This is a genomic window from Caballeronia sp. EK (assembly GCF_014384845.1).
Classification (GTDB): Bacteria; Pseudomonadota; Gammaproteobacteria; order Burkholderiales; family Burkholderiaceae; genus Caballeronia; species Caballeronia jiangsuensis.
In genome coordinates this window covers 74,690-99,616 of sequence record NZ_JACSUE010000001.1, presented here as the reverse complement: position 1 = coordinate 99,616, position 24,927 = coordinate 74,690, and the positions used below count along the sequence as shown (strand labels likewise).

Sequence of the window (24,927 nt, the reverse complement as noted above, 5' to 3'; positions counted from 1 at the left end):
GCGTCGTCTCAAAATCAAACGTCCGAACAATGTCGAAACGAATCATCAAACTTCTTGCTGTCGCAGCGCTCACGGCGGCGGCCTCGGTGCCGGCCCTGGCTGGCGATATGAACAATGCGCTCGGCGGCGCGCTCGGCGGTGTGGCCGGAGCGGCGCTCGGCGGCGCTGTCGGTGGCAGCACGGGCGCGGTGCTCGGCGGTGCGGTCGGCGGCGGCGCTGGCGGCGCGGTCACGTCGAACCGGCGCGAGCGCACGGGCGCGATCGTCGGCGGCGCGCTGGGCGGCGGCGCGGGCACAGCGGCAGGCAACGCGATGGGCGGTCGTGGCGGCGGCCTGATGGGCGCGGCGCTGGGCGGTGGCGCCGGCGCAGCGCTGGGTGGCAACGTCTCGCGCTCGAACTCGTACGAGGACGACTACAGCCGCGGTCATCACGGCAAGCACCACAAGCATCACCGTCACGACTGAGCGGCAAGCGCTTCAAAGCTGGAAAACGGACGCCACGTGGTCGATGAACGCACGGACGACGGGCGGCAGTCCTCGGCGCGTGGTGAATACGAGATGGACGATGCCACTCTCCGTTTTCCATTCCGGAAATACATGAACGAGCGCGCCGCTCGCGAGTTGCTCCCGGCACGCGTGATCGGGCAGCAACGCGACGCCGAGTCCCGCCATCGCGCTATCGCGCAGTGAGACATAGTCCACGCACGTCATCCGCGGCTCGCTGCGGATCGTATGCGATGCATCGTCCGGTCCGGTGAAGGTCCACTCGATCTCGCCCATCTGATCCGTGGTGGCGAGCGTCGGCAAGGCGGAGAGCGCGGCGATGTCCCCGCTCATGCAAAGCGACGCGACCGAAGGCGCAGCCACCAGAATGCGGCTCGAGTGCCCCAGCGTGCGCACGATCAGCGACGCGTCCGTATCCAGCCGCACGCGCACGCGAATGGCGATGTCGATACGTTCCTCGATCAGATCGACCGGGCGATCCACGGCGATGACCTGCAGACGCGCCTTCGGGAAGCGCGTGAGGAACGTGCTGTACGCCTTCGAGAGTGTCGGCATGAGCCCGAGCGGACAACTGCAGCGGATGACCCCGCGAGGTTCGCTCAGCGCCTCGGAGATGACGGAGTCGGCCTGCTGCACGTCGAGCATGATCGTCCTGCAACGCTCATGGAAGGCGTGCCCGATCTCGGTCACCCGAAAGCGGCGCGTCGAGCGCTCGATCAGACGCACCCCGAGCCGCACTTCGAGTGCGGCGATCCGGCGGCTGATGGTCGATTTTGGCGTGCGCAGCGCGCGGCTCGCCGCGGCGAACCCGCCATGCCCGACCACTTCAGCGAAGAGGACGTAATCGTTGATGTCGGCCATGCCTATTGACCCATTTTTGGAACTATCAAACCCGGTTTCACAGTCTACCGCGCCGATTGTCTCATTGGCATGATGCTCTCAACGCGACGCAGCCTGCGCCGCCAAACCAGACGGAGAGTTGAAAATGACTGGCAAATTCGAAAACAAGGTCGTGGTCGTGACGGGCGGTACGAGCGGAATCGGCTTTGCGACCGCGAAGCGCTTCGCCGCGGAAGGCGCATCGGTGTTCATCACCGGTCGTCGTCAGAAGGAGCTGGATGCGGCTGTCGAAGCGATGCACGGACGTGTCGTGGGCATCCGGGCGGACATGTCGAAACTCGCGGATATCGACCGGCTCTACGATGCCGTGCAGCAGAAGCATTCGAATATCGACGTGCTGTTCGCCAATGCCGGCGGCGGTTCCATGCTGCCGCTGGGCGCCATCACCGAGGAACATTACGAAGACACCTTCGGGCGCAACGTGAAAGGCGTGATCTTCACCGTTCAGAAAGCGATCCCGCTTCTGCGCGACGGCGCTTCCGTGATCCTCACGGGCTCGACGGCAGGCAGCACCGGCACCGCCGCGTTCAGCGTCTACAGCGCGTCGAAGGCCGCTGTGCGCAGTCTCGCGCGTAGCTGGACGCTGGACCTGAAGGAGCGTGGGATTCGTGTGAATGTCGTCAGCCCGGGACCGGTGAAGACGCCGGGTCTTGTCGAGCTGGCGGGCCCCGATGCGGCGCAGCAGCAGGGTCTGCTCGACTACATGGCGTCGAACGTGCCGCTCGGACGCGTCGGCGATCCGGACGAGGTCGCCAAGGTCGTGCTGTTCCTGGGATCGGAAGAGTCCAGCTTCGTCGCCGGAGCTGAGTTTTTTGTCGACGGCGGGCTGGCCCAGGTCTGATTGACCGCTCGCGTGCCGGACAAGCTCGCAGTTTCGAGCCTGTCCGGGACGTCGTTAGTGAACCTGAGCGCCTTACGCCTTTTTGGACGCAGCGCCGATCGAACGATCGAGAAAGCTCAGCAGCAGCGGAGCGATTTCGTCGAGCTTGTCTTCCAGCGCGAAATGCCCCGTGTCGAGAATGTGCATCTCCGCATCGGGCAAATCGCGCAGATACGGGTGCGCGCCTTCTTCCGGGAAGATCTTGTCGTTCTTGCCCCACACGATGATCGTAGGTGGCCGGTGCTCGCGGAAGAACGCCTGAAACTGCGGGTAGAGCGGGACGTTCGTACCGTAATCGAGGAACAGATCCATCTGAATCTCGCGGTTGCCCGGACGGTCGAGCAGCGCCTGATCATGCAGCCAGTTATCGGGGCTGATTCTCGACACATCGGAAACGCCGTCCGTGTATTGGAAGATCGTCGTGTCGAGCGTGACGAGGCCGTGCAACGCTTCGCGATTCTTCACGGACTGATCGGCCCAATAGGCCTTGATCGGATCCCAGAACTCGCGCAGACCTTCGGTATAGGCATTGCCGTTCTGAACGATCATGCCCGTCACGCGCGACGGATTCTTGAGCGCAAGCCGATAGCCCACCGGCGCACCGTAATCCATCACGTACATCGCGAAGCGATCGATATTCAGCCGGCCGAGCAACGCGTCGATCATGTCGGCGTATCGTTGAAAGCCGTAGCTGAACGCGGCGCGATCGGGAGAGTCGCTTTCACCGAAGCCGGGATAGTCGGGTGCGACGACGCGGTACTTCTGCGCGAGAATCGGGATTAGATTCCGAAACATGTGCGAAGAGGTCGGAAAGCCGTGCAGCAGAAGAACAACCGGCGCGTCCGATGGGCCGGCTTCCCTGTAGAACACATTGACGCCATCGATGGTTTCGGACTGGTAGCGAACGACGGGAATCGAAGTCATGACGAGAATTCCTGTGAAAGATGATCGAGTGCCGCATCCGCTTCAAACCGGTCCTGATGCAGCGTTGAATGCATGGTGCACCCGTCGCCAATCCGACGGAATCCTCATCGTGCAGAATGCACTCTTCTTTCATCGAGAAGAGTTGCCCTGCCTTGAACTCCGGCGCTTGCCTTCGAACAAATCACGCTGTTGCGCGAGCCCTTCTCCCACCACATCGAAAAACGCTCGCACGCGCGCGGTCTTTCGCAGATCGGCATGCGTGACGATCCATAGTTCACCTTCCAGTTCGGCGACCGGATTCGCGGCGACACGCGTGACGCCGATATCGCCGTCGCCAAGATAGCATGGCAGCAGCGCGAGGCCGATGCCCGCGCGCGCCGCGGTCAACTGATTCACCAGACTGTTCGTCCGGTACACGAACGACGACGGCGACGCATTGAGCGCAAGCCATTGCGCCGCGCGAATAGCCGACGCCGTTTCATCCCAGCCGATCAACGCGTGATCGTCGGGCTTCCAGTTGCGACGCAGGCCGCCGGCATCCGCGACATACGACGGCGCGGCATACCACGCCCACGCAACGCCCGCGAGCTTCTTGCCCCATAGCTCGCCCTCTTTCGGCCGAACCGGACGCAACGCGATATCCGCTTCGCGCCGCGACAGACTGAGCACGCGATTTTCGATCGACAGTTCGACGACGATCCCAGGATGCGCCTGACGGAATGCGGCGAGATGCGTGGTGAGCTGGCTATAAGCGAGCGTTTCCGACGATGTGACGCGCAAGCGTCCGCTTAGCCGATGATCACCGCCGACGACATCGCGCCCCAGCGCAAGGAATTCATCTTCCATACGCTCGGCGCCCGCCGCAATGCGCGCGCCGGCCTCCGTCGGCTGATACACGCCGCCCGGCAAGCGCTCGAACAGACGCGCGCCGAGCTGCGTTTCGAGCGCCTTCAGACGGCGGTACGCCGTCGAATGATCGATGCCGAGCGCTTCGGATGCGGCATTGAGACTGCCGCCACGCTGAATCGCGAGCACGAGTCGGAGTTCGTTCCAGTCTTCCATGTATCGACGTTAAACCAGCGCTTGCATCGATGCAAGCGCGGCTTTCGCGCTGACAATGGACTTGCATCATCGCAACCACTACTCTGCCGTTGTGCAGACACACATCAACGGGAGGCAGGTCATGAAGCCAATCGGAGCGCCGACGCTCACGCTCGTCAGTCATCCGCTTTGTCCATACGTGCAACGCGCTGCGATCGTGCTGGCGGAAAGAGGCGTCGGTTTCGAGAAGCGTTACGTCGATCTGGCGAACAGGCCCGCATGGTTCGAAACGCTTTCGCCGCTCGGGAAAGTGCCCTTGCTGATGATCGCGCGTGACGGCCGCGAAGACGCCGTGATTTTCGAAAGCGCCGTGATCTGCGAGTATCTCGACGAAACGCAGCCGGGCCGCACGCTGCTTCCACAGGATGCGCTCGAACGCGCGCAGCATCGTGGATGGATCGAGTTCGGCTCGTCGATTCTCGCCGAGATATGGAAGCTGGAAATCGCCATCGATGAATCGGCGTATCACGCCCAGCGAAAAGCGCTCGCGGAGCGGTTTGCGACGGTCGAGCGCGTATTGAACGCGGGGCCGTGGTTTGCGGGCCGCGAGTTCGGCATGGTCGATGCCGTGTTCGCGCCGATCTTTCGCTATTTCGATGTATTCGATGAACTCGCGGACCTTCAGGTGTTCACCGATACGCCGAAGGTCATCGCATGGCGACGCGCGCTCGCTGCGCGCCCGAGCGTGATCGGCGCGGCGCCTGCGGACTACGCACAGCGCTTGCGCGCTTTCCTGCACGAACGCGATGCGTATCTGCTTCGCGCCGACGCCAAGAGACCGCGATGAGCCAGAGTGCAGCGTGGCTGCTGCTCATCCTGTCCGGATTGCTCGATGTAGCGTGGGCCGTCTCGATGAAGTTGACGCAGGGCTATACGCGCCCCGGATGGACAGCGCTGTCGATCGTGCTGCTCGCGGCCTTCGTCTATCTGCTCGGCAAGGTGCTGGCGCTATTGCCCGTGGGCAGCGCGTATGCGGTATGGACCGGCATCGGCGCGCTGGGAACCGTGGTGCTCGGCGTCGTGCTGTTCGGCGAAACCGTGAGCGCGCTGAGGGTTATCGGCGCGGTGCTGGTCATCGCGGGGATCGCGGCGCTGAAGCAGGCGCCGGTCTGACGCAAGCATTTATCCCTTGCCGAGCGGCGGCCGGCCGGGAAACCCGGCCATATTGCTCAACTGCGCCAGTTCATTGGCCGCCTCGCGCAGCAGTACCGAGTACTCGTGAATCTTTTCGACCGTCAGCCGCACTCGCGGACCGGCCAGGCTGATGACGCCGACGCATCGCGAGCCGCTCACCGCGGGCACCGCCACCGCCGACATGCGCGGGGCGAACACTTCATCGATCATCGCGTAGCCGCGCACGCGTGCCGCATGCAGAAAACCCAGAAGGGCCTTCAGCGTCGTCGGCGCATTGGGTCCGAACTCGTTCGGCTGTCCGAAGCCCTGCTTCAACACGAGCGCGACCGCCTGCTCGTCGGTCATCGTCATGAGCCATGCGTGCCCGGTCGACGTGCATGAAAGCCGTGCCGCCTGCCCCATGTCCGGATCGTAGCGAAAGCCTGTGCGCTGTCCGTCCGCCTTGCCCACCCAGATGATCGCCTCGCCGTCCACGAGCGACAGCCGCGCCAGTTCGCCGGTCCGCGCGGCGACGCGTTCGATGATCGGCTGGGCGATATCCGCGATGCCCGTCAAGCTCAGAAATTCCAGCCCGTTCGACGTCATGCGCATGGTCAGGATGTAGCGGCCGTGATCGACCAGTTGCCGGACATATCCGCTATCGACGAGATCGACGAGCAACCGGTGACACGTGCTGCGCGGCAAAGCCAAAGCATCGGCGATGGCGAGAAGCCCCGCGCCTTCGCCCTGCGACGCGAGGAAATCGAGAATCTTCAGGCCGTTTTTAAGCGACATGTCGCGTTTGTTTTCGTGATATGAAATGCAGTTCCGGTGCGGAACGTCCCGCCTTTGCAGCGCAAACAATAGCACTTGTTCGTGGCCGGAAACGAACGATTCACCATATCGAACAAAGGGGAGACACCATGTCAGTTCTTGCTGACTCAGACATCGCCGCGGGCGAACAAACCGCACAGACTCACTTGATGGCGCGTCGCGCGGTGGCGGGCGCCACCGTCGGCACGGCGCTGGAATGGTTCGACTTCGCGTTGTACGGCGTGGTCGCAGCAACCATTTTTCCGAAGCTCTTTTTCCCGTCGCTGGACCCGACCGCATCGCTGCTCGCGTCGCTCGCGAGCTTCTGGGCGGGGCTGGCCGCACGCCCGCTCGGCGCGGTGATCTGCGGCATGCTCGGCGACCGCTGGGGACGCCGCAACCTGATGCTGGTCACTGTCTCGGTGATGGGCGTGTCGTCATTCCTGATGGGATTGCTGCCCACCTATCAGCAGGTCGGCATTCTCGCGCCGACGCTGCTGGTCTCGCTGCGCATCATTCAGGGCTTCGCGCTCGGCGGTGAATCGACGGGCGCGCAACTGATGGCGGTGGAACATGCATCCGCGACGAAACGCGGGCTGTATTCGGGCCTGCTCGGCATCTGTTCGCCGCTCAGCCAGATACTCGCCAACCTGGCGCTGTTCGCGCTGGCTGGTCTGCTTTCGGCCGATGACTTCGAATCGTTCGGATGGAGAATCCCGTTCCTCGCGAGCTTCGTGCTCGTGCTGCTGGGCATCTATATCCGCATGAAGGTCAGCGAGACTCCGGCCTTCGAAGCGCTCAAGAAGAACAAGGGCGAGCGCGTGCGCACTGCGAATCCGCTCGGCGTCGTCTTCAAATTTCACTGGCGCACCGCGCTGCGCCTGACGCTGTTCTTCTGCGGCCCGGCTGCGCTGTTCTACCTGATCGTGGTCTTCTCGCTCAGCTATCTGACCAAGAACCTCGGCGTTCCGAAGCAGACCGGCTTTATGCTTCTGATGGTCGCGAATGTCTGCGCCATCGGCGGCGCCCTGGCGGGCGGCTATCTGAGCGACCGGATCGGGCGCAAACGCGCGCTGCTCATCGGCTCGTTCTGCACGCTCGTCTGCTGCCTGATCTACTTTCCGATCCTCAACCAGCACTCGATCGGCATGACGATGGCCGTGATGGGCGCGTTCCTCGGCTTCACGCAGTTCCAGAGCGGCATCCAGCCGGTGTGGTTCGCCGAATCGTTTCCGACCGAGGCGCGCTACACGGGCTCCGCACTGTCGTACTCGGGAGCGAACCTGCTCACCGGCGGGCCGATGCCGATCGTCGCCGTGGCGCTGCTCAACGCCTTTCACGGTTCGCCGTGGGCGATCGTCGCGGTTTGCGGCTCACTGAACCTCCTCTCCTTCCTCATGATCGCGACGTCCCGGGAAACCAAAGGCACCGCCCTCGAACGCAGCGCTACACACTGAAACCATGACCCGCAAGCTCTATATCCTCAATGGCTCGAACCTGAACATGCTGGGCGTCAGGGAACCTCACCTCTATGGCAGCACGACGCTGAAGGACATCGAACAGAACTGCCTCGCGCTGGCCGATACGCTCGAATTCGACTGCGTATTCCGTCAGACCAACAGCGAAAGCCAGTTGATCGACTGGATTCAGGAAGCGTTTCTGCAGGACGCCGCGCTGATCATCAATCCGGCCGGATTTTCGTTCGGACGGATTCCGGTGCTCGACGCGGTGAAGCTCGTGCGCCGGCCGGTGGTGGAAGTGCACATCACGAACATCCATCGGCGCTCCGAGGAATATCGTCACTCCACCATCTCCGTGGCGGCGACGGCGGTGATCTGCGGCGCTGGCGCGAATGGCTACTTGCTGGCGATTCGCGCGGCTGACGATCTCTGGGACGTTCAGAGTTGAACCCGGCGCACGCGGGCTCCACAATGAGTCCGCGTGCACCCGCTGTTCGAATCGACCTTGCCTGGCGATGCGCGTCAGAACTTGTGCCGCAAGCCGATATGCACGCTGGTCTGCGCATCGCTCGTGGACGCCGTCAGGCTGTTGATCGCCGCGACCGCCGGCCGGTTGCGCGAGTCCGTTCCGGACGCATGCTGATACACGCCCATCAAATAGACATCGGTGCGTTTGGACAGAAAGTAATCCGCGCTCAACACGCCCTGATGATATGTTGCTCCGCCGTTTTCTCCCGTCGTCGATGCGATGCTGCTGCCCTTCATGTAGGCCGCCGCGCATACGTCGGCCTGACCGATGCGCGACTCGGCACTCATTTCGATTCGAAAAAATGCGGGGTTGTGCAGCGGGAGCTGGTTTGCAGGGCTTGAACAGCCCTGCGTGATGGCGAGGGCCGGCGACTCCAGGCTTTCAATGCGTGCTTGCGAGCTCCGTGTCGATGACCAATCCGCTGCGCGGGCTCTCGATGCCGAAATGCCTCGCGAGCGCATCGACGACGTTCTTCGCCATCGCGCGGCGCGTCTCCTCCGTTCCCGAGCCGATATGAGGCGTGAGCACCAGCCTGCGATCGCGTATGAGCGCTTCGGGCACGGCGGGCTCGTGCTCGAACACATCGAGCGCGGCACCGGCGAGCCTGTCCGATGCGAGCGCCGCGATGAGCGCTTGCTCATCGACCACCGGACCACGCGCGATGTTCACGATAAATCCGTCGGGGCCGAGCGCATCGATCACGGTCGCATCGATGAGATGATGCGTCGCCGACGAGAGCGGACACGTGAGGATGAGCATGTCGCAGTCACGCGCGAGCCGGGTGACGTCGTCGTAGTACGGAATATCGACGGGCTTGCGGCTCGGTCCGAAATACGCGAGCTTCGAACCGAACGCCTTTAAACGATGTGCGATCGCCGATCCGATCGTCCCCAGTCCGACGATGCCGACTTTCATGCGCGAGATGGAACGTCCGAGCCGGTATTGACCTTGCACGGGCCATTGCCCCGAGCGCACATAAGCGTCGGCGTTCACGAAGTCGCGCGTGACTGCGAGCGCGAGACCGACAGCCGCATTCGACACGTCTTCCGCCAGGATATGCGACGTGTTCTCGATGCGAATGCCGCGCGCGCGCGTCGCGCCGATGTCCACGTTATCCAGTCCCGCGCTATAGCTCGAAATGATTTCGAGGGCGGGAAGCGCATCGAGGAATGCCGTATCGATCTTCGTTTTGCGCAGCGCGATCCCGCGCACCTTGCCGCCGTGCTCTTTCAGGAACGCGCGCGCGGATTCGGGCTCTTGCGGCAGATCGAGCACGGTGAAAAGCGCTCGCAATTCCGCGTGAGTCCATTCGGGCAGTTCTGCCGCGTTGAGGATGATCGGCTTGGTCATGGTTCTAATTCGATGATGTATGCAATTGATGCAGGGCGAAGCGCGCAACGAAGCTTCAGCTCATCTTCACGCGCTCGATCTTGCCCATGAAGAACAGATAGACGATGGCCGCGATCAGGCAGTGCGCAGCGACGAAGTACAGTCCGACCGTATAGCCGCCCGTCGCCTGCACGATATAGCCGAAGACGATCGGCGTCACGATGCCGCCGATGTTGCCGATGCAGTTGAAGATCGCGCCCGCAAGACCCACTGCCTCGCGCGGAGCCGTGTCGCTCACGATGGCCCACGTTCCCGCGCCCGCCGCCGCGCCCTTGCCGAAGAAGGCCAGCGCCATCAGCAGGACGATCACGACATTGCTTTCGGTGACGGCCGAGAGCACGATGCTGCAGCCCACTGCCATGCCGACGATATACGGCGTCTTGCGCGCCCACGACACGCTCCATCCGCGACGAATGAGCCAGTCGGAGATCGTGCCGCCCGCAATGCCGCCGACGAAGCCCGCGACAGCCGGAACCATCGTCGCGAAGCCGGCCTGCATCACGTTCATGCCGCGCGCCTGAACGAGGTAGATCGGAAACCAGGTGATGAAGAAGTAGCTCAACGCGATGGTGCAATACTGGCCGATATACGCGCACCACAACATGCGATTGCCGAGCAGCGCGCGAATCGCGCCGGGCGCCAGCACGGGACGTGATTTGAGTTCCTGCTTCGAGTCGATATCGATCATCGCGCCGCCCGCGATGATGTGTTCGAGTTCGGCGCTGGACACGCGCGGATGCTTGCGCGGCTCATGCATGACGACCGCCCACACGCCCGCCGCCGCGATGCCGATCAAACCCAGTGCGATGAACGGCGCAGGCCAGCCGAAGCGCGACGTGAGCCATCCCGCGAACGGCGAGAAAATGGCCACCGCGAAATACGATGCCGATGCGAACAGCGACGTGGCAAGACCCCGCTCTTCCTTGGGGAACCACATGACCGCGACGCGGCCGTTGGCGGGAAAGCTCGGCGCTTCGATCAGTCCGAGTGCGAAGCGCAGCGCGAACAATAAGCCGAGAGTGACCGACAGATCCGACGTGAAGTTGCCGATGAAGCCGACGAGCATGGTCGCGATGGACCAGAGAATGAGCGTGGCGCCGTACATCGTCTTGGTGCCGAGCCGATCGAGCAGCAGGCCGCCGGGTATCTGACCGACGACATAAGCCCAGCTGAACGCCGACAACACATAGCCGAGCTGCACGTGATTCAGGCCGAATTCCTTCGATATGCCGGGACCGGCGATCGACAGAATGGCGCGATCTGCATAGGCCACGGTCGCCAGCAGCAGTATCATCGCGAGGATCGAGTAACGCGTGCGGGTCGTGCGGGCCGCCGTGCCCGCTATATACTGGGTCGTTCGCTCTGTAGCCACCGATATCTCCTCTTCATGCCCCTGAACGGTTCGCGATGTCGCGCGATGCGAGCGCCTGGTCCGGGGTTGGTTTATGTTTCGCATTAGACCGATGCCGTGGATGACCGTCAATCTTGATTGATTCGATCAACGTGAAGAACTGGATGACGCAGGAAGAAGCCTGCGAGGCTCTCGGCGTGCGCAAGCAAACGCTCTATGCGTATGTCAGCCGCGGTCAGATCGAAGTCCAGGGCGATCCGCAGCACGCAAACCGCAACCTGTATCGCGCAGCGGATATCACGACGCTTCTCAAGAAGCGCAGCCTCGGGCGGGCGCGCAAAAACATCGCCGCGAGCACGATGGCCTGGGGCGAGCCGATCATCGATACGAGCATCTCCACGATCACGCGCGGCAGGCTTTACTATCGCGGCCAGGATGCGGTGCAACTGGCTGCATCGGCGACGCTCGAAGATGTCGCGCGCCTGCTCTGGAATGTGGCCGAAGCGCCGCACTTCGCGTCGTTCGAACCGGTTGCGTTCGACGGCCCCGTCGGTGCGCGTGTTTTCGCCGCCCTGGCCCGCGACGCCGCGCATGATCGAATCGAGTCGGCCCGCAATCTGGCGGACGAGGCGCAACAGGCTGCGGCGCTGGTCGGCCGCCTCGCGAGCAATTTCGTCGAGTTGCGATCGGATGAAGGACCATTGCATCTGCGCATCGCGAATGCGTGGGACGTTCCGCGTCATGCGGACCTGCTTCGCCGCGTGCTCGTCTTGCTGGCCGATCAGGAACTGACGAGTTCTTCGTTCGCCGCGCGCGTGGCCGCATCGACGGGAGCGTCGCTCGGGGCGAGCATGATCGCGGGTCTCGCCGTGTTCTCCGGACCCATGCATGGCAATGCGATCGTGCGCGTCCGTCAATTGATGGATGACGCCAGACGATCCGGAACCGAGACCGCCGTCCGGCGAAGGATCGCGCAAGGCGAGCCGTTGCCGGGCTTCGGTCACGAGCTTTATCCGCAGGGCGATCCGCGTGCGGCCGATCTCCTCTCCGCTTTCGAAGCGCCCGACGATGCACGCGAGCTGATCGATTGCGTCGAACGCTTGACGGGCAAGCTGCCCGCGATCGACATGGCGCTTGCCGCGCTCGTCGAGCATTGCCCGCTTCCCGACGAAGCGGCGTTCGCGTTGTTTTCCATCGCGCGCAGTGTCGGCTGGATGGCGCACTCGATCGAGCACGTGATGGAAGGAAGTTTGTTGCGGCCGCGCGCGCGTTATGTCGGGCTGGCTGTCGGTGAATGAGTGCGGCCGGATCACTTCCATGATTAGAACTGCGAAACGATTGTTGGTACGAGTGACGGCGGTCATCGCGACCGTGTCGTTGCTTTGCGCGTGCGCTGCGGGCGGTGCCGATAGTCGAGCGAGCCACGCGGCTTCGTTCGAGACTACGCCTTGCCCGCAGCCGAACATCGCCGGATTCCCCGATCTCGATTTCCCATCGACCGTTCAATGCGGCTATCTCACCGTCCCTGAAAATCGCGCGCTGCCCGACGGACGGCATATCCGCATCTTCGTCATGCGCGCACCCGCTGTCGCGGACAAACCGCGGCGCGATCCGCTCGTCTATCTGTCGGGCGGTCCGGGCGGCGCGGGCTCGTTCGAAGCGGCGTTCATGATGAAGCAGGGCATCAATGCCGGGCGCGAGGTCATTTTCGTCGATCAACGTGGCACCCACCGCGCCGATCCGCTCCTTGCGTGCCCCGCGTGGGAGCAGTATGTGTTCGATTCCGTCAGCAGCCGCTTCACGACTCGATCCGGCACGCTGGCGGACGCATCGGCTCTCAAGTCGTGTCGCGATGCAATGGCCGCCGCCGGCGTCGATCTCGCCGCCTACAACACCACCGAAAACGCCGCCGACATCGCCGATCTACGCGTCGCACTCGGCATCGACCAATGGGACGTCTACGGCGTCTCGTATGGATCGCGGCTCGCACTGACTCTGCTGCGCGATCATCCACAAGGCATTCGAAGCGTGGTGCTCGATTCGGTATCGCCGCCCACGGTCAATATCGTCGAGGACTGGTGGACGGCTCCAGCGAGTTCGTTCAGGGCGATCTCCGCCGCGTGTGCCGCCGACGCGTCTTGCGCCCGGGCCTACCCGCATCTGCAAGCCGACCTGAACCTCGCAGTGAAGCGACTCGATCGGAAGCCGCTTACGACACGAGTCAAGGACGACTCGGGTGCTTCGGTGAACGTAGTCATCGACGGCTTCGCGTTCGCCTATACGCTCATCATGTCGAGCGAGCGCGGCAATGCGTCAGACGTCCCGAGGATGATCTCCGATACGGCGCGAGGCGACGCGCGCGCGGTCGCCGCCCGCTATCTCGCGTTGCGCGGTCCGCAGCAGTTCGTCGGTTTGGGCGGCATGGGTCTCGCCCTCGGTGTGTTCTGCGAAGAAAGCGCCAATCTGACGACCGAGGCAGCGACGCTCGCAAAAGCGAAAGCTGCCCTTCCCGGCTTTCCCGAACGCGTGCTCCGGATTCAGCCCAAGCAAGGGCGGCTCTTCACGGAGTGTCCGGTCTGGAACGTCGGCAAGGCGCGTCCTTCGGCCAGTGCCCGAACCGTGAGCGATGTGCCCGTGCTGATACTCGAAGGCGCATTCGATGCCGCGACCGCGCCGGCGTGGGTCGGGGCGATCACGCCGGATCTCGGCCGCGCGCAGGTCGTGTCGTTTCCGTACACGGGGCATTCGGTGCTCGGCAAATCCGGTTGCGCGCAATCGATCATGGCCGCCTTCCTCGATGATCCGACGCATCCTGTCGATGGCTCGTGCGCCGCGAAACAAACGCTGAAATTCGATACCGGTCGATAGCCAGCCGTTCCGGTGTTTCCCGACCCCGGCATGCGTTTTGCGCGTCGATGCTATCCGTCGCGGGTGATTGCTTCTCACCCGGACGTCAAAAGGAGCATCGCGTCATGTCCAATCCTACTGTCGGCGATTTTCTTATCGAACGTTTGCATGCCTGGGGCGTACGCCGTATTTACGGCTATCCCGGCGACGGCATCAATGGCGTATTCGGCGCGCTCAATCGCGCGAAAGGCAAGATCGAGTTCATTCAGGCACGGCACGAAGAGATGGCGGCCTTCATGGCCTCCGCGCATGCGAAGTTCACCGGCGAACTCGGCGTGTGCATCGCGACATCGGGACCGGGCGCGACGCATCTGATCACCGGCCTTTACGATGCGCGCCTCGATCACATGCCGGTCCTCGCAATCGCGGGACAGCAAGCGCGTGCGGCTCTGGGCGGCCACTATCAGCAGGAAGTCGATCTCGCCTCAATGTTCAAGGACGTGGCCGGCGCCTTCGTGCAGCAGGCGAGCGTGCCGTCGCAGATTCGCCATCTCGTCGATCGTGCGGTGCGTATCGCGCTGTCGGAGCGCAAGGTGACGGCGCTCATCCTGCCGAACGACTTGCAGGACCTCGAATACGAACCGCCGGGCCGCAAGCACGGCACGCTGCATTCGGGCGTCGGCTATCGCGCGCCGAAGATCGTGCCGTATGACGATGACCTGCAACGCGCCGCCGATGTCCTCAACGCGGGCAAGAAGGTCGCGATTCTCGTCGGCGCGGGCGCGTTGCAGGCGACCGACGAAGTCATCGCGGTTGCGGACAAACTCGGCGCGGGCGTCGCGAAGGCGCTGCTCGGCAAGGCCGCGTTGCCCGACGATCTGCCGTTCGTCACGGGCTCGATCGGCCTGCTCGGCACCGAGCCCAGCTACAAGATGATGAACGGATGCGACACGCTGCTCATGATCGGCTCGGGCTTTCCGTACGCCGAGTTTCTGCCGAAGGAAGGCGCCGCGCGCGGCGTGCAGATCGACCTCAAGGCGGACATGCTCTCGATCCGCTATCCGATGGAAGTGAATCTCGTCGGCGACAGCGCCGAGACCTTGCGCGCGCTCCGGCCCTTGCTGCAACAGAAGACGGACCTCGCGTGGCGCAAGGACATCGAGGACTGGGTCGAAGACTGGTGGAAGACATTGGAGAAGCGCGCGATAACGCCCGCGAAAGGCGGCGTGAATCCGCAGCGCACCGTGTGGGAGTTGTCGCCGCGCGTGCCCGCGAACGCGATCGTCACGAGCGATTCGGGATCGGTCGCGAACTGGTACGCGCGCGATCTAAAGGTGAAGCGCGGCATGATGTGCTCGCTGTCGGGCGGGCTTGCATCGATGGGCGCGGCCGTGCCGTATGCGATCGCCGCGAAGTTCGCGTATCCGGAGCGGCCGGTGATCGCGCTCGTCGGCGATGGCGCAATGCAGATGAACAACATGGCCGAACTCATCACGGTCGCGAAGTACTGGAAGCAATGGTCGAATCCGAGCTGGATCTGCATGGTGCTCAATAACGAGGACCTGAATCAGGTCACGTGGGAGCAGCGCGTGATGGAAGGCGATCCGAAGTTCGAGGCGTCGCAGGACATTCCGTCGGTGCCTTATCACAAGTTCGCGGAAATGATCGGTTTGAAGGGCTTTTATGTCGATGATGCGGAGCGCATGGCGGCCGTTTGGGATGAGGCGCTTGCCGCTGATCGTCCGGTGGTGATTGAGGTGAAGGCCGATCCGAACGTGCCGCCGTTGCCGCCGCACATCACGCTGCAACAGGCGAAGGCGTTCGCGACCACGCTCATGAAGGGTGATCCGAGTCAGGCGAACGTGATCGTCGATACGGCGAAGCAGGTGCTTGGTGCGGTGTTGCCGGGGCATAAGGAGAAGTAAGGCGCGGCTCGATGGTAGCTGCGGCTTCACGACTACAGCGAGGCGAGCTTTAGTGCCTGCTCGCTGGCAGCTGCATCACCTTATGTGAATGTCTATAGGCAATTAGTCTCGCGGTTGTGGTCTCATCGCGCTCAGCGCTCGACAAATCTTGACTTCAAGGACTCCAAAATTAGTTCGGCATCCGTTAGCTTTATGCTTTCACACAACTATGAGTCGAGACAATGAAACAAAGCGGGACGATGCATCTTTTCGCAACCGCACTGGTGGCGTAACGCGATGGGCCAATATTTTTCGGCGGTCGAAGGCGATCCACTTTCCGGCAGTTCCGATAGCTATGTCATGTCGTCGGGCGCAAATGCAGTTTTTATCGACGAAGGCAATCGCACGATGGCATTTGTGGGAGGCAGTGCCTACTGCGGCAAGTGCAAGAGCATCGGGACGATCATCGGCGGTTCAGGGTGCAGCGATAGTGGTCGCTTGTACGACGAAATAACGGGTCGTCGGCAGGCGGTCGCGGGTGACTTCGTGCAATGTCAATGCAGTACGAGACCGACAATCGTGGCGCGTTACGGGAGGTACTGGATTATTGAGGACACCCCGAGAACGTATGGTTACGCGCAGTCTTCGAGGGCGTCCTGGTCGTCGGGTAACGATGCTTCGGGCTTCGACGAAATGATCGTGTTGTGTGATGAAGACGGCAACCCGGTTCCGAATCAGCGCTTTCGCATCACGACGGCTGACGGGTCGGCGCAGGATGGGACCACGAATGACGCAGGCGAGACGGTGCGTGTGCGCACGAACGCTCCCATGAGCATTGAAATTGAACTCCTGATTTAAAGATGGCTGATTCATACGTAGACTATTTGAGAAACCGCTGCGCACAGACGAACGCCGATCAAGGCAGCATCCACACGGCGACTGTCGAGACACGGTATACCCGAGCACCGTTTCGGGACCGCTGGCTACTTGTCCGGCGCGAAAGGACAGGTGAAAAAGTGTCTATTTGCGAATACACAAAAGTCACAATGATCAAAGCAACGGGCGGCCGCACGTACTTTCGAATAGCTGATGGGCACAGCGATTATGTCGGAGAAACGGTTAGTCTCAGCGACGATAATGTTGACAGTTGCCTGTCTAAACAACCTCCAAATACCCTCGCGCAGACTCTTAAGGTTCGTTATGGAAAGCGGTCTGTGGCGCTTTCGGAGCCTCGGAACAATCAAGCGCTAGACCAACAGTGGGGGACGCTTGCCATTCCGGGAGTAAGCAACGCAATTACTGTAACGTTGAATTCGGTCTGGAACGGAAGTTTTACGCCAATACCTGTTGGAACTCACCGTATCATGGCCCCGGATGCGCCGCATGACGCTTCGTACACAAACTTCTACGTCGACTACGCAAAAACGAAAGGCCTCGGAGACATCGTAGCGGACCAGGTGTGGTTTCCTCTCGAATTGGCAGGTTCGCGCGGAAATTCGAGCAGATACATTCACATTGGCAACCTCTCTGAAGGGTGCGTGACCGCTTATGCACTAGATCGATGGAATGATGTTTATAGCTTCCTGATCTCGCATCGTCTGCCTAATGAGCAGGGAAAGTACGTCGCCATGATTGAGGTAGCGAAGTGAGGTGGTTTATAACTTGCCTTCTAGCCGTTGCGTTAAGCGGTGCTCGCGCAGACGAGAACCCGCCAAGCGAGCGACTAGACCCGCCAACGATGTGCGGCGACTTTCTCAAAGCGGAAGGACTTCAGCGCGCGGACGTAAAGTTCGTTGCGTGTAAGCCCGGAGAGTTTGGCGGAATAGACAAGCTCAGCGCGGAATACCGTGTACAAGGGAAAGATGTCACGAGCGTCGAAAACTGGCTGGTCAAGCTCGCTCACGTTCGACGCCTTAAACGCGCCTGTTGCATTTGGGAAACCAGTAGAGGGAACTTCAAAGGTCGGGACGGTTCCGAATATGAAGTTTCCATGGCAGCAGAAACAACAGTCAGTTCGCGTCGAGACCTACCAAAAGTTCCGTTTTTCCACTTGACCGTGACTCACTATCTTCGAAGTCCCTGAGTGCATCATGCATGGCGGCTTTTTTTCGAGACATAACAGTTGCGTTCCTAACCCGCTATCGGATGGCCGAAGTTCCTGCGGTTGACGCAAACGCGCCCCCCGCGCGCTGGTGCACGAGGCCACCATCACCCGCCTGTCGACGCCCCAAACGTGCGCCGTGCTCGCATGCTTCTCGCAAGCCACCGGCAGGAAGCAAATGAGCGCGTCCGGATTTAGCCGCGCTACTCGGCGACCAGTCGGGCTTCCCGTTATGCGCTCGCTGACGCGCTCGCCGCACCCATCGTAGTACTCGACGCACGTCCCTCGAAGTAATTCTCAACTAAGTCAAGCCAGCGACACTTCCCGCGTGCCCACCTCCCCCGGCACGCAACCACCGCTCCCCCACCGGACGAGCGCGCCCCGCTACGCATCCGAGCCGATCAAGCACCATGGTTTTAACCCCCGACACCATCGTCATCATTATCGCTGCCGGCCTGTTTTGCGGCTTTCTCAACGCGGTCGCCTCTTCGGGATCTGCCGTATCCCTTCCGGTTCTGATGTCGGTCGGTCTGCATGCCGTCACCGCCAATGCGACCAACCGCGTTCCGGTTCTCGTCGGCGCCATTGCTGCCACGGTCGGACTGGCGCGACGCGGGGCCATCCCCTGGCGACGCACGCTGAGCACGGCCGGTCCGATCACGCTGGGCGCGGCAGCAGGAGCGCTACTGAGCGAACGGATTCCCGGTCACGATCTTCGGATGGTGATCGTGGTGGCCGTGGCCGTCGCGCTGGTTCTCATCCTCACCAACCTCAAGAAGCTGTTGAACTCGGCCGCCAAAGGCGACGCGCGAGTCGACTGGAAGGTGATGCTTCTGCTTTTCTGCGTCGGCGTCTGGACAGGCTTCATCGTGCTGGATGCCGGAACGTACATGCTGCTCGTTCTCGTCCTCGCGGCGGACTTCGCGCTGCCCGAGGCGAACGCGCTCAGAAACGTCGCGACCGCCACGGCGACCGCGGTGGCGATGGCAATCTTCGCCGGGCACGAGAGCGTCGACTGGACGACGGGCGGCATCATGGCGCTCGGCAGCGTCGCCGGTGGCCTGCTGGGTGCGCGGCTCGCCATCTCCGAGCAGGCACGGCGCTGGATCGTGGGCCTTCTCATCGTCGTGATCGTGGGCGAGCTGGCTAACCTGTCGATACGTTATTTCGCTCACTTGCTGCACTGATCGAAGACGCGCCTCGCAGTAATTCTGAGCTAAGTCGCCGCCGACATCATGACGTTGACCGGGCCGCGGACCCCGCACCCTGATTCAAGGAGAAACGTCATGAAAACAGATTTCCTGCACGGCGAGCAGAATGCCGCCCCTATCGATATTCCGGCCATCGGGCTGCGTCTTCAAGTACGAATCGATTCGAAAGCGACGGGCGCATCGGCGACGCTACTGGAAACGACGAACCAGCCCGGGTTCGGCCCGCCGCAGCATCGGCATGAGATCGAGACGGAAGTCTTTCACGTCGTGCAAGGCCGTTATCTTTTCGACGTGGACGGTAAGCAGACCGTCGTTAGCGCAGGCGAGACGATAGTCGCGAAGCAAGGCACCACGCACCGTTTCATCAACATCGACGATCGACCGTCGCGCATGCTGGTGCTGGTCACGCCTGGCTGGGACGCCAACGCGTTTTTCAGCGAACTCGGTGACGTGATGGCGAATGGTTCGCCGGACCCGGCGGTGTTGAAAGCATTCGGCGACGAGTGGCACATCGAGTTTGTCGGTCCGCCGCTTACGATGTCCGCCGAACTCGCGCCCGACGCGTTGAGCGCGTAACGGGCGTACGCGCGGTCAGATGTGGCTTCTCGCTTGCAGCAGGTCGCGCGCGGTGCTCAGCATGCCGTCGGCGATATTGCCCGAATCGATCTTGTAGCTACCGTCACGCAGCGCGGCCTTGATCGACTCGACCCTGGCCGTATCGATATCGGAACCGCTCGATTCTCCCAGCGCAGACATCGACGACAGATTCACCGTCGAGTTCAGCGCACCGGCGGCGCTCACCGACTGCACGGCGCCTTTCGTCGCGCGTTGCGTGTCGTTCTGGGCGGCTGCGAGCGTGTAGTTAATGGATTCGATTTTCATGGTGTCTACTCCCGACGTGTTGAATCCTTTAACGGTCCGGGGTTTGAAATCTTCACCATGCGCGGGAACGCGTGACCGATCCCGACGTTTGCCGCAACCCGCGAAGCCTTATCGGGCGGGCGTCTCAGTCGTTTGAAACAAATTGAAACAAAGTGTGAGCAAAGCCACACAAGGGCGATCGCGTCAACTCGCGATGGCTCGAACGCGTCGCGCTGCGGCGCGCATGCGCCGGCACTTTTGCTTCTCCAGCCATTGCAGCGACTCCTGCACGACTTCGGGCGGAACGTCGTCGAATGAGGCGTCGCGAATCAGCATTTCACTCGCGGCGATGTCGTTGAACTGGCCGAGCTTGTTCTGCACCGACGTCAATTCCTTGATCGTGCGATCGTGTCCGCCCTTGATCACGGGCTGAAAAAACTCGAGCAGATAGCGCAGCTTCTTGCCGGCCTTGCGAACGTCATGGAGATCTTCCTCGTGGGCGGTCTCGTTACGCGATGCATATCTGCTGCGCTTCTTCAGCGCGCGCTCCGCCCGGCGAACACGATCCTCCGCGAAGTCCCGAATGGGAAGATCGTTGCAGCTCGACTCCAATGCGATCTGCGCGCGAAGCAGGACGTCGTTGAGAAACGATTCGACATCATCGCTCTTGATCATCGTCTGGCTATGCACCACGGCCTGCGCCCGCTTTTCTCTCGCGGCGGCCACGAGAATGCCCATCGATGCACGCGACGCCTGCGCGGCTTTCAGAAGATCGCCGGCGATATCCCAGTCTCGCGTTCCACCGGCGACAGCGGCCAGGCGCTTGAATTCTTCGGTGGCGTGTGCGGTCGCTTCTTCGCCGAGATAAGGCGAATAGGCCCAGTACAAGGCACGCAGTTTTCTGAAGGAGACGCGAAGCTGATGGAATGCTTCGGCATCGCAATCCGTGGCGACTTCTCGCGCCCGCCTCACGGCTTCGGCGACCACGGGTGCCGCCAATGATGAAAACGTGCTCGCGATTGATTCCGCGTCGGGTGTCGATGAATCGGCCGGTCGTCGGCCTTCCTTGAAATTGATCGGCCGCGGCAAGGGCCAGTCAGCATCCATATCCACCATCGAGGCCTCGAGTCAGACAGAATTTTGGTGGACTTGACCATACCACAGCGAAGTGCCCGAAAGCTGAACTCGATGACGATTTGATGAAGGTAGAACCCGTTTATCGATCGGCGAATTCGACGCGGTTGCGCCCGCCTCGCTTGGCGCGATAGAGCGCTGCATCGGCCGACGCATAGGCCGTGTCGAAGCCGGCTCCGGCTTCATTGTTGCTGATGCCGAAACTCGCGGTGATGCGGCGATCTACCGGCGGAACAATCAGCGAATCGCTGATGGCTTCGCGCATGCGTTCCGCAAGAAGTGCGGCGCTGGAAGGATCATGACCGGGCAACAGCACCGTGAATTCCTCTCCACCCACGCGCCCGATGAAGCCGCGCTCGCCCACGATTCGCCGCAGACAATCGACGACGCCCAGTATCACTGCGTCGCCTGTGGGATGGCCGAAATCGTCGTTGATCCGTTTGAACTCGTCGATGTCCAGGACAATCATCACCGCGCTGTTCGTGCGCAGCATCTTGCCGGTCCGCTCGATCACGGCGCTGCGATTGAGCACGCCTGTCAGCGCATCGTGCGACGCGCGATGTTCGAGCTGCGTGGCAAGCGCCTGCATCTCGCGCTCGGCACGATCGCTTCTGCCGATCAAACGCCGCGTGTCCCGCATCAGCCGCTCGAAATGATCGATGAGTTCGCCAAGCGACTCGCGATATACATGCGCATCCGCATCGGCGGCCGCATGCACGGCGCGGGCTTTCACGAGCGCCGCGCTCTCTTTCTGAAACAGATCGGGCGCCGCGTCCGGAGGCAGATCAGGCGAGGATGTCGAGGGCATCCTTAACGTCCCTGATAGATGATGGGACGATCCGTGAATTCGATTGCGCCGAAATCGGCCTTCAGCTCTTCGCCGAATTCGGCAATCGTCTCGTCTTCTTCATCGTGATACCAGTTCATCAACACGCGGCTTCCCGATTGACCCGCCTGATCGAGCGCGTCGAACATGCTGAACAGCATCTTGGTGCTCGAACTGTTGAAGTAAGTCAGCGCGACATCGATGGTGATGACAGCGCCCGCGTTCTCGGCCAGATACTTGCGCATCTGCTCGATGACAGGCGCATAAAAAGCCGCCGCGTTTTCCGGGTATGACTCGCCCTTGAGCGACAACGCGTGCTGGTCGAAGCGAAAATCGACCTCGGGCGACGTCGTCGTGGCGGCGATATAGAGGTTATCCATGGTTCTTGCGCCTTCCTGCTCAGATTTTGGCCATGAGGCAAAACAGCGTGGTTCCGGGGTCGTCGGCACGCGGATGAAAAGCAAACTCGAGCGGCGCACTCGCATCGCGCGCCATCGTGAGAAATCCGAGGCCCGCGCCCTTGCTGTCTTCCGGCGTGTCGGACCGCAGCGATAGCTTGTACGCCTGCCTGATTTCTTCAAGCGACATATTGCGCAGGGGTTCGAGCTTATTGCGCAGATTCTCGACTTCAGCGGTCGCCATCGGATTGACGCATAACATCACGTGATGCTCGCCGTCCTTCGAGATGCAGACTGCTCCCTCGCGTATGGCTCCCGCCGTCTCGCCGCCCGCTTTCAATGCGTCCGACGAGTAGTGAACGATGTTCTGCGACAGTTCGACAAAAGACGAGAAAAGCTTGCGGCGAGTCGGCGCGTTCACGCCCGCGACTTCCAGCTGCAGCTTGACCACCTCGCCCATCGCCGCGACGATGTTATGCGAGAAATAGCCCTTGTGATAGAAGAGAACATTGCGTCGCCGCGCCAGATCGAAAAAGGCGCTGTCTTGATCGAGTAGTTGAGACATTCTGGAAATTGACTAGATACGGGCACAAAAAAACGTGACGTCATCGCGGCGCGGTTGCGTGCGTTGCCAGTCGGCGAGCGCGAGCCGAAGCGCTTCGCAGATCGTCGATGGTGGCTCGGCCCGATGTTCGCGAATCACGTCGAGCGCGCGGCGCCGGCCGAAAGAAATGCTTCGCGGGCCGCCGATCTGATCCGTCAGTCCGTCCGTGCAAATGAAGAAGAGGCTGCCCTTCGGTAATGAAATGGCGTGCGCCTTCCATTCATAGTTTGCGCGGCTATCGACATAACCTACGCCCATGCGATCGGGCGCGATCGTTTCGAACTCTGTCGCGTCGGGCGACAGGATATGCAACGCAATCCTCGCCCCCGCGAAATGCAGCACGCTCTTTGCAGCATCGAACCAGAAGAACGCGGAATCCAGCCCGTCGTTGGATTGCGGTCCTCCGCTCGCGTTGTTCACCTGCCCGAGCAAGCCCTTCACGTTGCGGTTGAGCGCCGACAGCAAGGCGGCCGGATCGCGCGGTCCCATCTGTTCGAGCGCCTTCGAGAGAGACGCCGAAGCGAGCAGCGTCATGAACGCGCCGGGCACGCCATGACCGGTGCAATCGGCTATCGCGCCGAACCAGTCGCCGGAGTTCGCCGCGAAATGATAGAAGTCCCCGCCGACCACGTCGCGCGGTTCCCAGACCATTGCGGCATCGCGTATATGCGTCGACAAAGTTTCATCGGAAGTACGCAGCATCGCGCGTTGAATCACGCTCGCGTACTCGATGCTCTGCATGATCTGGCGGTTCTTCTCCGCCTGCATTTCCGCTACGGCGCTGACGAGTTCCAGCCCGCTGCCCACGCCCGTGAAGCGGCCGCCGCGCGTGACGATGAAACCATCGACGAGCGCTTTCTCTCCGGCCTCGACGGTTCTGAATGCAAGCGTTTCGATGCTCTCGTCCGCATCGACGATCAAAGGCTCCTTGTCCATGAACGCGATGCAGGTCTTCTTATCGTATAGCTCGCGATGAAACGGCTTGCTCATTTGCGACATGAAGATATCGCGGTTGATCAGGCCGATAGGACGAAGGCCATCGATGACCGCGAGACTTCCCATGTCACGACGCGCCGAGAAAATCTCCATCACAAGCGAGTTGGAGTCCTCTGCGTCGACGAATGGCACTTCCTGACATAAGTCTCCCGCCGTGCGTGGCTCTATCTGGGCAGAAGATCGGCGAAACCTCGAAAACGCTGGCTGCATGGCACGCGGATGACATATGAAGAAACCCCGCACGCTACGGTTTCTGTGTGTACTTTATGTGTCAGATCAAAGAAAGATAGGCCGATTAGCGCGAATGTGGAGAACGATCGTTCGCGCAATCGTTTGCCCTGTGCGACGAGATGCAATCGCCGTCGTCTGCGATATCTGACACTCGACTGACAACACTTTGCGGATCGGCGTATCTTTACTTCCCAGCGCACTCCCTTCGGGCTTGCCGCCAGTCGCGTGCGAAGGCAATGGCCCGTGCCCGGTGCGTCTGACTAACTTCTTCAAAAAGGAGAATCACAATGAATGCACGAAAACCACTTGCACTGGCGGCTGGCATCCTCGCCGTCGCGGTATCGCTCAATGCGGGAATCGGCAGCGCATACGCTCAGAGCAGCGACGCAGCGCCGGCGACATCGGCCGCGCCGAGCGCCAAATCCACGAAGGCCGCGAACCGGCAACTCGCCAAGGACGTGCGCAAGAGCCTGACCAAGGTGAAGGGTTTGAGTGTGTCGAACATATCGGTTCGTGCTAACGGCGGCGCCGTGACGCTCGCGGGCACCGTCCCCGACGCCGCGCAGATCGACAAGGCAACCGAGGCCGCGAAGGGAACGGCTGGCGTGACATCCGTCAGGAACGCGTTGACGATCCGCGAAATCGGGCAATAAGAAAGCCGCTCGCCGCGACGCGGACCGGCCACGAGAATCACGGTCGGTCCGCGGCGGATAGCGCCACGGATAGGAATTTACCCCGAGAACCGAAACGCGGATTTCAGCGGAGAATGGCTCCCGAAACATTTTTTCGACCGGAACATTGTCGATATAGTGAGTCGGATCACGCGCCTTGTGCACGATGCTCGGCAGCCA

The 24,927-nt window shown here is 61.7% G+C and carries 28 protein-coding genes; 15 read left to right on the top strand and 13 right to left on the bottom strand.

Features of this window, described 5'->3' with window-relative positions:
• Positions 1-29 precede the first annotated feature (29 nt).
• A complete protein-coding gene (locus IAG25_RS00470) occupies positions 30-464 on the top strand; it encodes a hypothetical protein (protein ID WP_187603020.1) in 435 nt (144 codons plus the stop codon).
• A 12-nt stretch (positions 465-476) separates the two neighbouring features.
• Here the strand turns inward: IAG25_RS00470 and IAG25_RS00465 are convergent, their stop codons facing one another.
• Positions 477-1,364 (bottom strand): LysR family transcriptional regulator, encoded by an 888-nt coding sequence (locus IAG25_RS00465; RefSeq protein WP_187603019.1) that lies wholly within the window; start codon positions 1,362-1,364, stop codon positions 477-479.
• Between the two features lie 124 nt (positions 1,365-1,488).
• On the opposite strand from IAG25_RS00465, the gene IAG25_RS00460 reads away from it, so the two are divergent.
• Positions 1,489-2,244, top strand: coding sequence for an SDR family NAD(P)-dependent oxidoreductase (locus IAG25_RS00460; protein WP_187603018.1), 756 nt, complete (start codon positions 1,489-1,491; stop codon positions 2,242-2,244).
• Between the two features lie 72 nt (positions 2,245-2,316).
• Here the strand turns inward: IAG25_RS00460 and IAG25_RS00455 are convergent, their stop codons facing one another.
• On the bottom strand, positions 2,317-3,207 hold the full coding sequence (locus tag IAG25_RS00455) for an alpha/beta fold hydrolase (RefSeq protein ID WP_187603017.1): 891 nt from the start codon (positions 3,205-3,207) through the stop codon (positions 2,317-2,319).
• A gap of 129 nt (positions 3,208-3,336) precedes the next feature.
• Complete coding sequence (locus IAG25_RS00450) at positions 3,337-4,269, bottom strand: LysR family transcriptional regulator (RefSeq protein ID WP_187603016.1); 933 nt, start codon at positions 4,267-4,269, stop codon at positions 3,337-3,339.
• 121 nt (positions 4,270-4,390) lie between these two features.
• On the opposite strand from IAG25_RS00450, the gene IAG25_RS00445 reads away from it, so the two are divergent.
• On the top strand, positions 4,391-5,095 hold the full coding sequence (locus IAG25_RS00445) for a glutathione S-transferase family protein (RefSeq protein WP_187603015.1): 705 nt from the start codon (positions 4,391-4,393) through the stop codon (positions 5,093-5,095).
• A complete protein-coding gene (locus IAG25_RS00440) occupies positions 5,092-5,421 on the top strand; it encodes a DMT family transporter (protein ID WP_187603014.1) in 330 nt (109 codons plus the stop codon). Before IAG25_RS00445 ends, IAG25_RS00440 begins: the two co-directional genes overlap by 4 nt.
• Positions 5,422-5,430: 9 nt before the next feature.
• On the opposite strand, the gene IAG25_RS00435 is transcribed toward IAG25_RS00440, so the two are convergent.
• Entirely contained in the window at positions 5,431-6,216 is a 786-nt protein-coding gene (locus IAG25_RS00435; protein WP_187603013.1) for an IclR family transcriptional regulator, read from the bottom strand.
• A gap of 188 nt (positions 6,217-6,404) precedes the next feature.
• On the opposite strand from IAG25_RS00435, the gene IAG25_RS00430 reads away from it, so the two are divergent.
• Both IAG25_RS00430 and IAG25_RS00425 read left to right on the top strand, forming a co-directional pair.
• Entirely contained in the window at positions 6,405-7,691 is a 1,287-nt protein-coding gene (locus IAG25_RS00430) for an MFS transporter (protein ID WP_187603687.1), read from the top strand.
• Positions 7,692-7,695: 4 nt separating this feature from the next.
• On the top strand, positions 7,696-8,142 hold the full coding sequence (locus tag IAG25_RS00425; protein WP_187603012.1) for a type II 3-dehydroquinate dehydratase: 447 nt from the start codon (positions 7,696-7,698) through the stop codon (positions 8,140-8,142).
• 74 nt (positions 8,143-8,216) lie between these two features.
• On the opposite strand, the gene IAG25_RS00420 is transcribed toward IAG25_RS00425, so the two are convergent.
• The 3 genes from IAG25_RS00420 to IAG25_RS00410 form a co-directional block, all read right to left on the bottom strand.
• Positions 8,217-8,510, bottom strand: a complete 294-nt coding sequence (locus tag IAG25_RS00420; RefSeq protein WP_187603011.1) for a hypothetical protein — start codon at positions 8,508-8,510, stop codon at positions 8,217-8,219.
• 94 nt (positions 8,511-8,604) lie between these two features.
• Complete coding sequence (locus IAG25_RS00415) at positions 8,605-9,573, bottom strand: 2-hydroxyacid dehydrogenase (RefSeq protein ID WP_187603010.1); 969 nt, start codon at positions 9,571-9,573, stop codon at positions 8,605-8,607.
• Positions 9,574-9,628: 55 nt separating this feature from the next.
• Positions 9,629-10,984: an MFS transporter gene (locus IAG25_RS00410; RefSeq protein ID WP_309243899.1), complete on the bottom strand. Its 1,356-nt coding sequence runs from the start codon at positions 10,982-10,984 to the stop codon at positions 9,629-9,631.
• Between the two features lie 113 nt (positions 10,985-11,097).
• Between IAG25_RS00410 and IAG25_RS00405 the strand changes: the two genes are divergently transcribed.
• The 8 genes from IAG25_RS00405 (at position 11,098) to IAG25_RS00370 (ending at position 19,602) form a co-directional block, all read left to right on the top strand.
• Positions 11,098-12,261: a citrate synthase family protein gene (locus IAG25_RS00405; protein WP_309243898.1), complete on the top strand. Its 1,164-nt coding sequence runs from the start codon at positions 11,098-11,100 to the stop codon at positions 12,259-12,261.
• Positions 12,262-12,280: 19 nt separating this feature from the next.
• Positions 12,281-13,831: an alpha/beta hydrolase gene (locus IAG25_RS00400; RefSeq protein WP_187603008.1), complete on the top strand. Its 1,551-nt coding sequence runs from the start codon at positions 12,281-12,283 to the stop codon at positions 13,829-13,831.
• A gap of 104 nt (positions 13,832-13,935) precedes the next feature.
• Positions 13,936-15,735, top strand: a complete 1,800-nt coding sequence (locus IAG25_RS00395) for a thiamine pyrophosphate-requiring protein (RefSeq protein WP_187603007.1) — start codon at positions 13,936-13,938, stop codon at positions 15,733-15,735.
• A gap of 276 nt (positions 15,736-16,011) precedes the next feature.
• Positions 16,012-16,572, top strand: a complete 561-nt coding sequence (locus IAG25_RS00390) for a hypothetical protein (RefSeq protein ID WP_187603006.1) — start codon at positions 16,012-16,014, stop codon at positions 16,570-16,572.
• 188 nt (positions 16,573-16,760) lie between these two features.
• A complete protein-coding gene (locus IAG25_RS00385; protein WP_222946334.1) occupies positions 16,761-17,363 on the top strand; it encodes a hypothetical protein in 603 nt (200 codons plus the stop codon).
• 89 nt (positions 17,364-17,452) lie between these two features.
• The gene (locus tag IAG25_RS42210) at positions 17,453-17,797 is read left to right on the top strand and encodes a DUF4952 domain-containing protein (RefSeq protein WP_187603004.1); all 345 of its coding nucleotides are present in this window, start codon (positions 17,453-17,455) and stop codon (positions 17,795-17,797) included.
• A gap of 428 nt (positions 17,798-18,225) precedes the next feature.
• On the top strand, positions 18,226-19,002 hold the full coding sequence (locus IAG25_RS00375) for a sulfite exporter TauE/SafE family protein (RefSeq protein WP_187603003.1): 777 nt from the start codon (positions 18,226-18,228) through the stop codon (positions 19,000-19,002).
• Between the two features lie 99 nt (positions 19,003-19,101).
• Positions 19,102-19,602: a cupin domain-containing protein gene (locus tag IAG25_RS00370; protein WP_187603002.1), complete on the top strand. Its 501-nt coding sequence runs from the start codon at positions 19,102-19,104 to the stop codon at positions 19,600-19,602.
• Positions 19,603-19,617: 15 nt separating this feature from the next.
• Here IAG25_RS00370 and flgM read toward each other — a convergent pair whose 3' ends face one another.
• The 6 genes from flgM to IAG25_RS00340 all read right to left on the bottom strand — a co-directional run bounded on the left by flgM (position 19,618) and on the right by IAG25_RS00340 (position 23,938).
• Complete coding sequence (gene flgM, locus IAG25_RS00365) at positions 19,618-19,908, bottom strand: flagellar biosynthesis anti-sigma factor FlgM (protein WP_187603001.1); 291 nt, start codon at positions 19,906-19,908, stop codon at positions 19,618-19,620.
• A 183-nt stretch (positions 19,909-20,091) separates the two neighbouring features.
• Positions 20,092-21,000, bottom strand: a complete 909-nt coding sequence (locus IAG25_RS00360) for a CHAD domain-containing protein (RefSeq protein ID WP_187603685.1) — start codon at positions 20,998-21,000, stop codon at positions 20,092-20,094.
• Positions 21,001-21,103: 103 nt separating this feature from the next.
• Positions 21,104-21,829 (bottom strand): GGDEF domain-containing protein, encoded by a 726-nt coding sequence (locus tag IAG25_RS00355; protein WP_187603000.1) that lies wholly within the window; start codon positions 21,827-21,829, stop codon positions 21,104-21,106.
• A gap of 2 nt (positions 21,830-21,831) precedes the next feature.
• Complete coding sequence (locus IAG25_RS00350) at positions 21,832-22,227, bottom strand: DUF1987 domain-containing protein (RefSeq protein WP_035504868.1); 396 nt, start codon at positions 22,225-22,227, stop codon at positions 21,832-21,834.
• 19 nt (positions 22,228-22,246) lie between these two features.
• A complete protein-coding gene (locus IAG25_RS00345; protein WP_187602999.1) occupies positions 22,247-22,810 on the bottom strand; it encodes a SiaB family protein kinase in 564 nt (187 codons plus the stop codon).
• A gap of 12 nt (positions 22,811-22,822) precedes the next feature.
• Entirely contained in the window at positions 22,823-23,938 is a 1,116-nt protein-coding gene (locus IAG25_RS00340) for a SpoIIE family protein phosphatase (protein ID WP_255503509.1), read from the bottom strand.
• A gap of 425 nt (positions 23,939-24,363) precedes the next feature.
• Between IAG25_RS00340 and IAG25_RS00335 the strand changes: the two genes are divergently transcribed.
• A complete protein-coding gene (locus IAG25_RS00335) occupies positions 24,364-24,729 on the top strand; it encodes a BON domain-containing protein (RefSeq protein WP_187602997.1) in 366 nt (121 codons plus the stop codon).
• Positions 24,730-24,927: the final 198 nt, after the last annotated feature.

What these genes read in the sequence shown, in the direction of transcription:
- IAG25_RS00465 (WP_187603019.1), bottom strand. Translation starts at nt 1,364, where the DNA reads ATGGCCGACATCAACGATTACGTCCTCTTCGCTGAAGTGGTCGGGCAT.
- IAG25_RS00340 (WP_255503509.1), bottom strand. Translation starts at nt 23,938, where the DNA reads ATGGAGATTTTCTCGGCGCGTCGTGACATGGGAAGTCTCGCGGTCATC.
- IAG25_RS00385 (WP_222946334.1), top strand. Translation starts at nt 16,761, where the DNA reads ATGATCAAAGCAACGGGCGGCCGCACGTACTTTCGAATAGCTGATGGG.
- IAG25_RS00395 (WP_187603007.1), top strand. Translation starts at nt 13,936, where the DNA reads ATGTCCAATCCTACTGTCGGCGATTTTCTTATCGAACGTTTGCATGCC.
- IAG25_RS00435 (WP_187603013.1), bottom strand. Translation starts at nt 6,216, where the DNA reads ATGTCGCTTAAAAACGGCCTGAAGATTCTCGATTTCCTCGCGTCGCAG.
- flgM (WP_187603001.1), bottom strand. Translation starts at nt 19,908, where the DNA reads ATGAAAATCGAATCCATTAACTACACGCTCGCAGCCGCCCAGAACGAC.
- IAG25_RS00370 (WP_187603002.1), top strand. Translation starts at nt 19,102, where the DNA reads ATGAAAACAGATTTCCTGCACGGCGAGCAGAATGCCGCCCCTATCGAT.
- IAG25_RS42210 (WP_187603004.1), top strand. Translation starts at nt 17,453, where the DNA reads ATGTGCGGCGACTTTCTCAAAGCGGAAGGACTTCAGCGCGCGGACGTA.
- IAG25_RS00425 (WP_187603012.1), top strand. Translation starts at nt 7,696, where the DNA reads ATGACCCGCAAGCTCTATATCCTCAATGGCTCGAACCTGAACATGCTG.
- IAG25_RS00415 (WP_187603010.1), bottom strand. Translation starts at nt 9,573, where the DNA reads ATGACCAAGCCGATCATCCTCAACGCGGCAGAACTGCCCGAATGGACT.
- IAG25_RS00430 (WP_187603687.1), top strand. Translation starts at nt 6,405, where the DNA reads ATGGCGCGTCGCGCGGTGGCGGGCGCCACCGTCGGCACGGCGCTGGAA.
- IAG25_RS00470 (WP_187603020.1), top strand. Translation starts at nt 30, where the DNA reads ATGTCGAAACGAATCATCAAACTTCTTGCTGTCGCAGCGCTCACGGCG.
- IAG25_RS00345 (WP_187602999.1), bottom strand. Translation starts at nt 22,810, where the DNA reads ATGTCTCAACTACTCGATCAAGACAGCGCCTTTTTCGATCTGGCGCGG.
- IAG25_RS00375 (WP_187603003.1), top strand. Translation starts at nt 18,226, where the DNA reads ATGGTTTTAACCCCCGACACCATCGTCATCATTATCGCTGCCGGCCTG.
- IAG25_RS00350 (WP_035504868.1), bottom strand. Translation starts at nt 22,227, where the DNA reads ATGGATAACCTCTATATCGCCGCCACGACGACGTCGCCCGAGGTCGAT.
- IAG25_RS00460 (WP_187603018.1), top strand. Translation starts at nt 1,489, where the DNA reads ATGACTGGCAAATTCGAAAACAAGGTCGTGGTCGTGACGGGCGGTACG.
- IAG25_RS00445 (WP_187603015.1), top strand. Translation starts at nt 4,391, where the DNA reads ATGAAGCCAATCGGAGCGCCGACGCTCACGCTCGTCAGTCATCCGCTT.
- IAG25_RS00335 (WP_187602997.1), top strand. Translation starts at nt 24,364, where the DNA reads ATGAATGCACGAAAACCACTTGCACTGGCGGCTGGCATCCTCGCCGTC.
- IAG25_RS00420 (WP_187603011.1), bottom strand. Translation starts at nt 8,510, where the DNA reads ATGAGTGCCGAGTCGCGCATCGGTCAGGCCGACGTATGCGCGGCGGCC.
- IAG25_RS00455 (WP_187603017.1), bottom strand. Translation starts at nt 3,207, where the DNA reads ATGACTTCGATTCCCGTCGTTCGCTACCAGTCCGAAACCATCGATGGC.
- IAG25_RS00355 (WP_187603000.1), bottom strand. Translation starts at nt 21,829, where the DNA reads ATGCCCTCGACATCCTCGCCTGATCTGCCTCCGGACGCGGCGCCCGAT.
- IAG25_RS00400 (WP_187603008.1), top strand. Translation starts at nt 12,281, where the DNA reads ATGATTAGAACTGCGAAACGATTGTTGGTACGAGTGACGGCGGTCATC.
- IAG25_RS00450 (WP_187603016.1), bottom strand. Translation starts at nt 4,269, where the DNA reads ATGGAAGACTGGAACGAACTCCGACTCGTGCTCGCGATTCAGCGTGGC.
- IAG25_RS00390 (WP_187603006.1), top strand. Translation starts at nt 16,012, where the DNA reads ATGGGCCAATATTTTTCGGCGGTCGAAGGCGATCCACTTTCCGGCAGT.
- IAG25_RS00440 (WP_187603014.1), top strand. Translation starts at nt 5,092, where the DNA reads ATGAGCCAGAGTGCAGCGTGGCTGCTGCTCATCCTGTCCGGATTGCTC.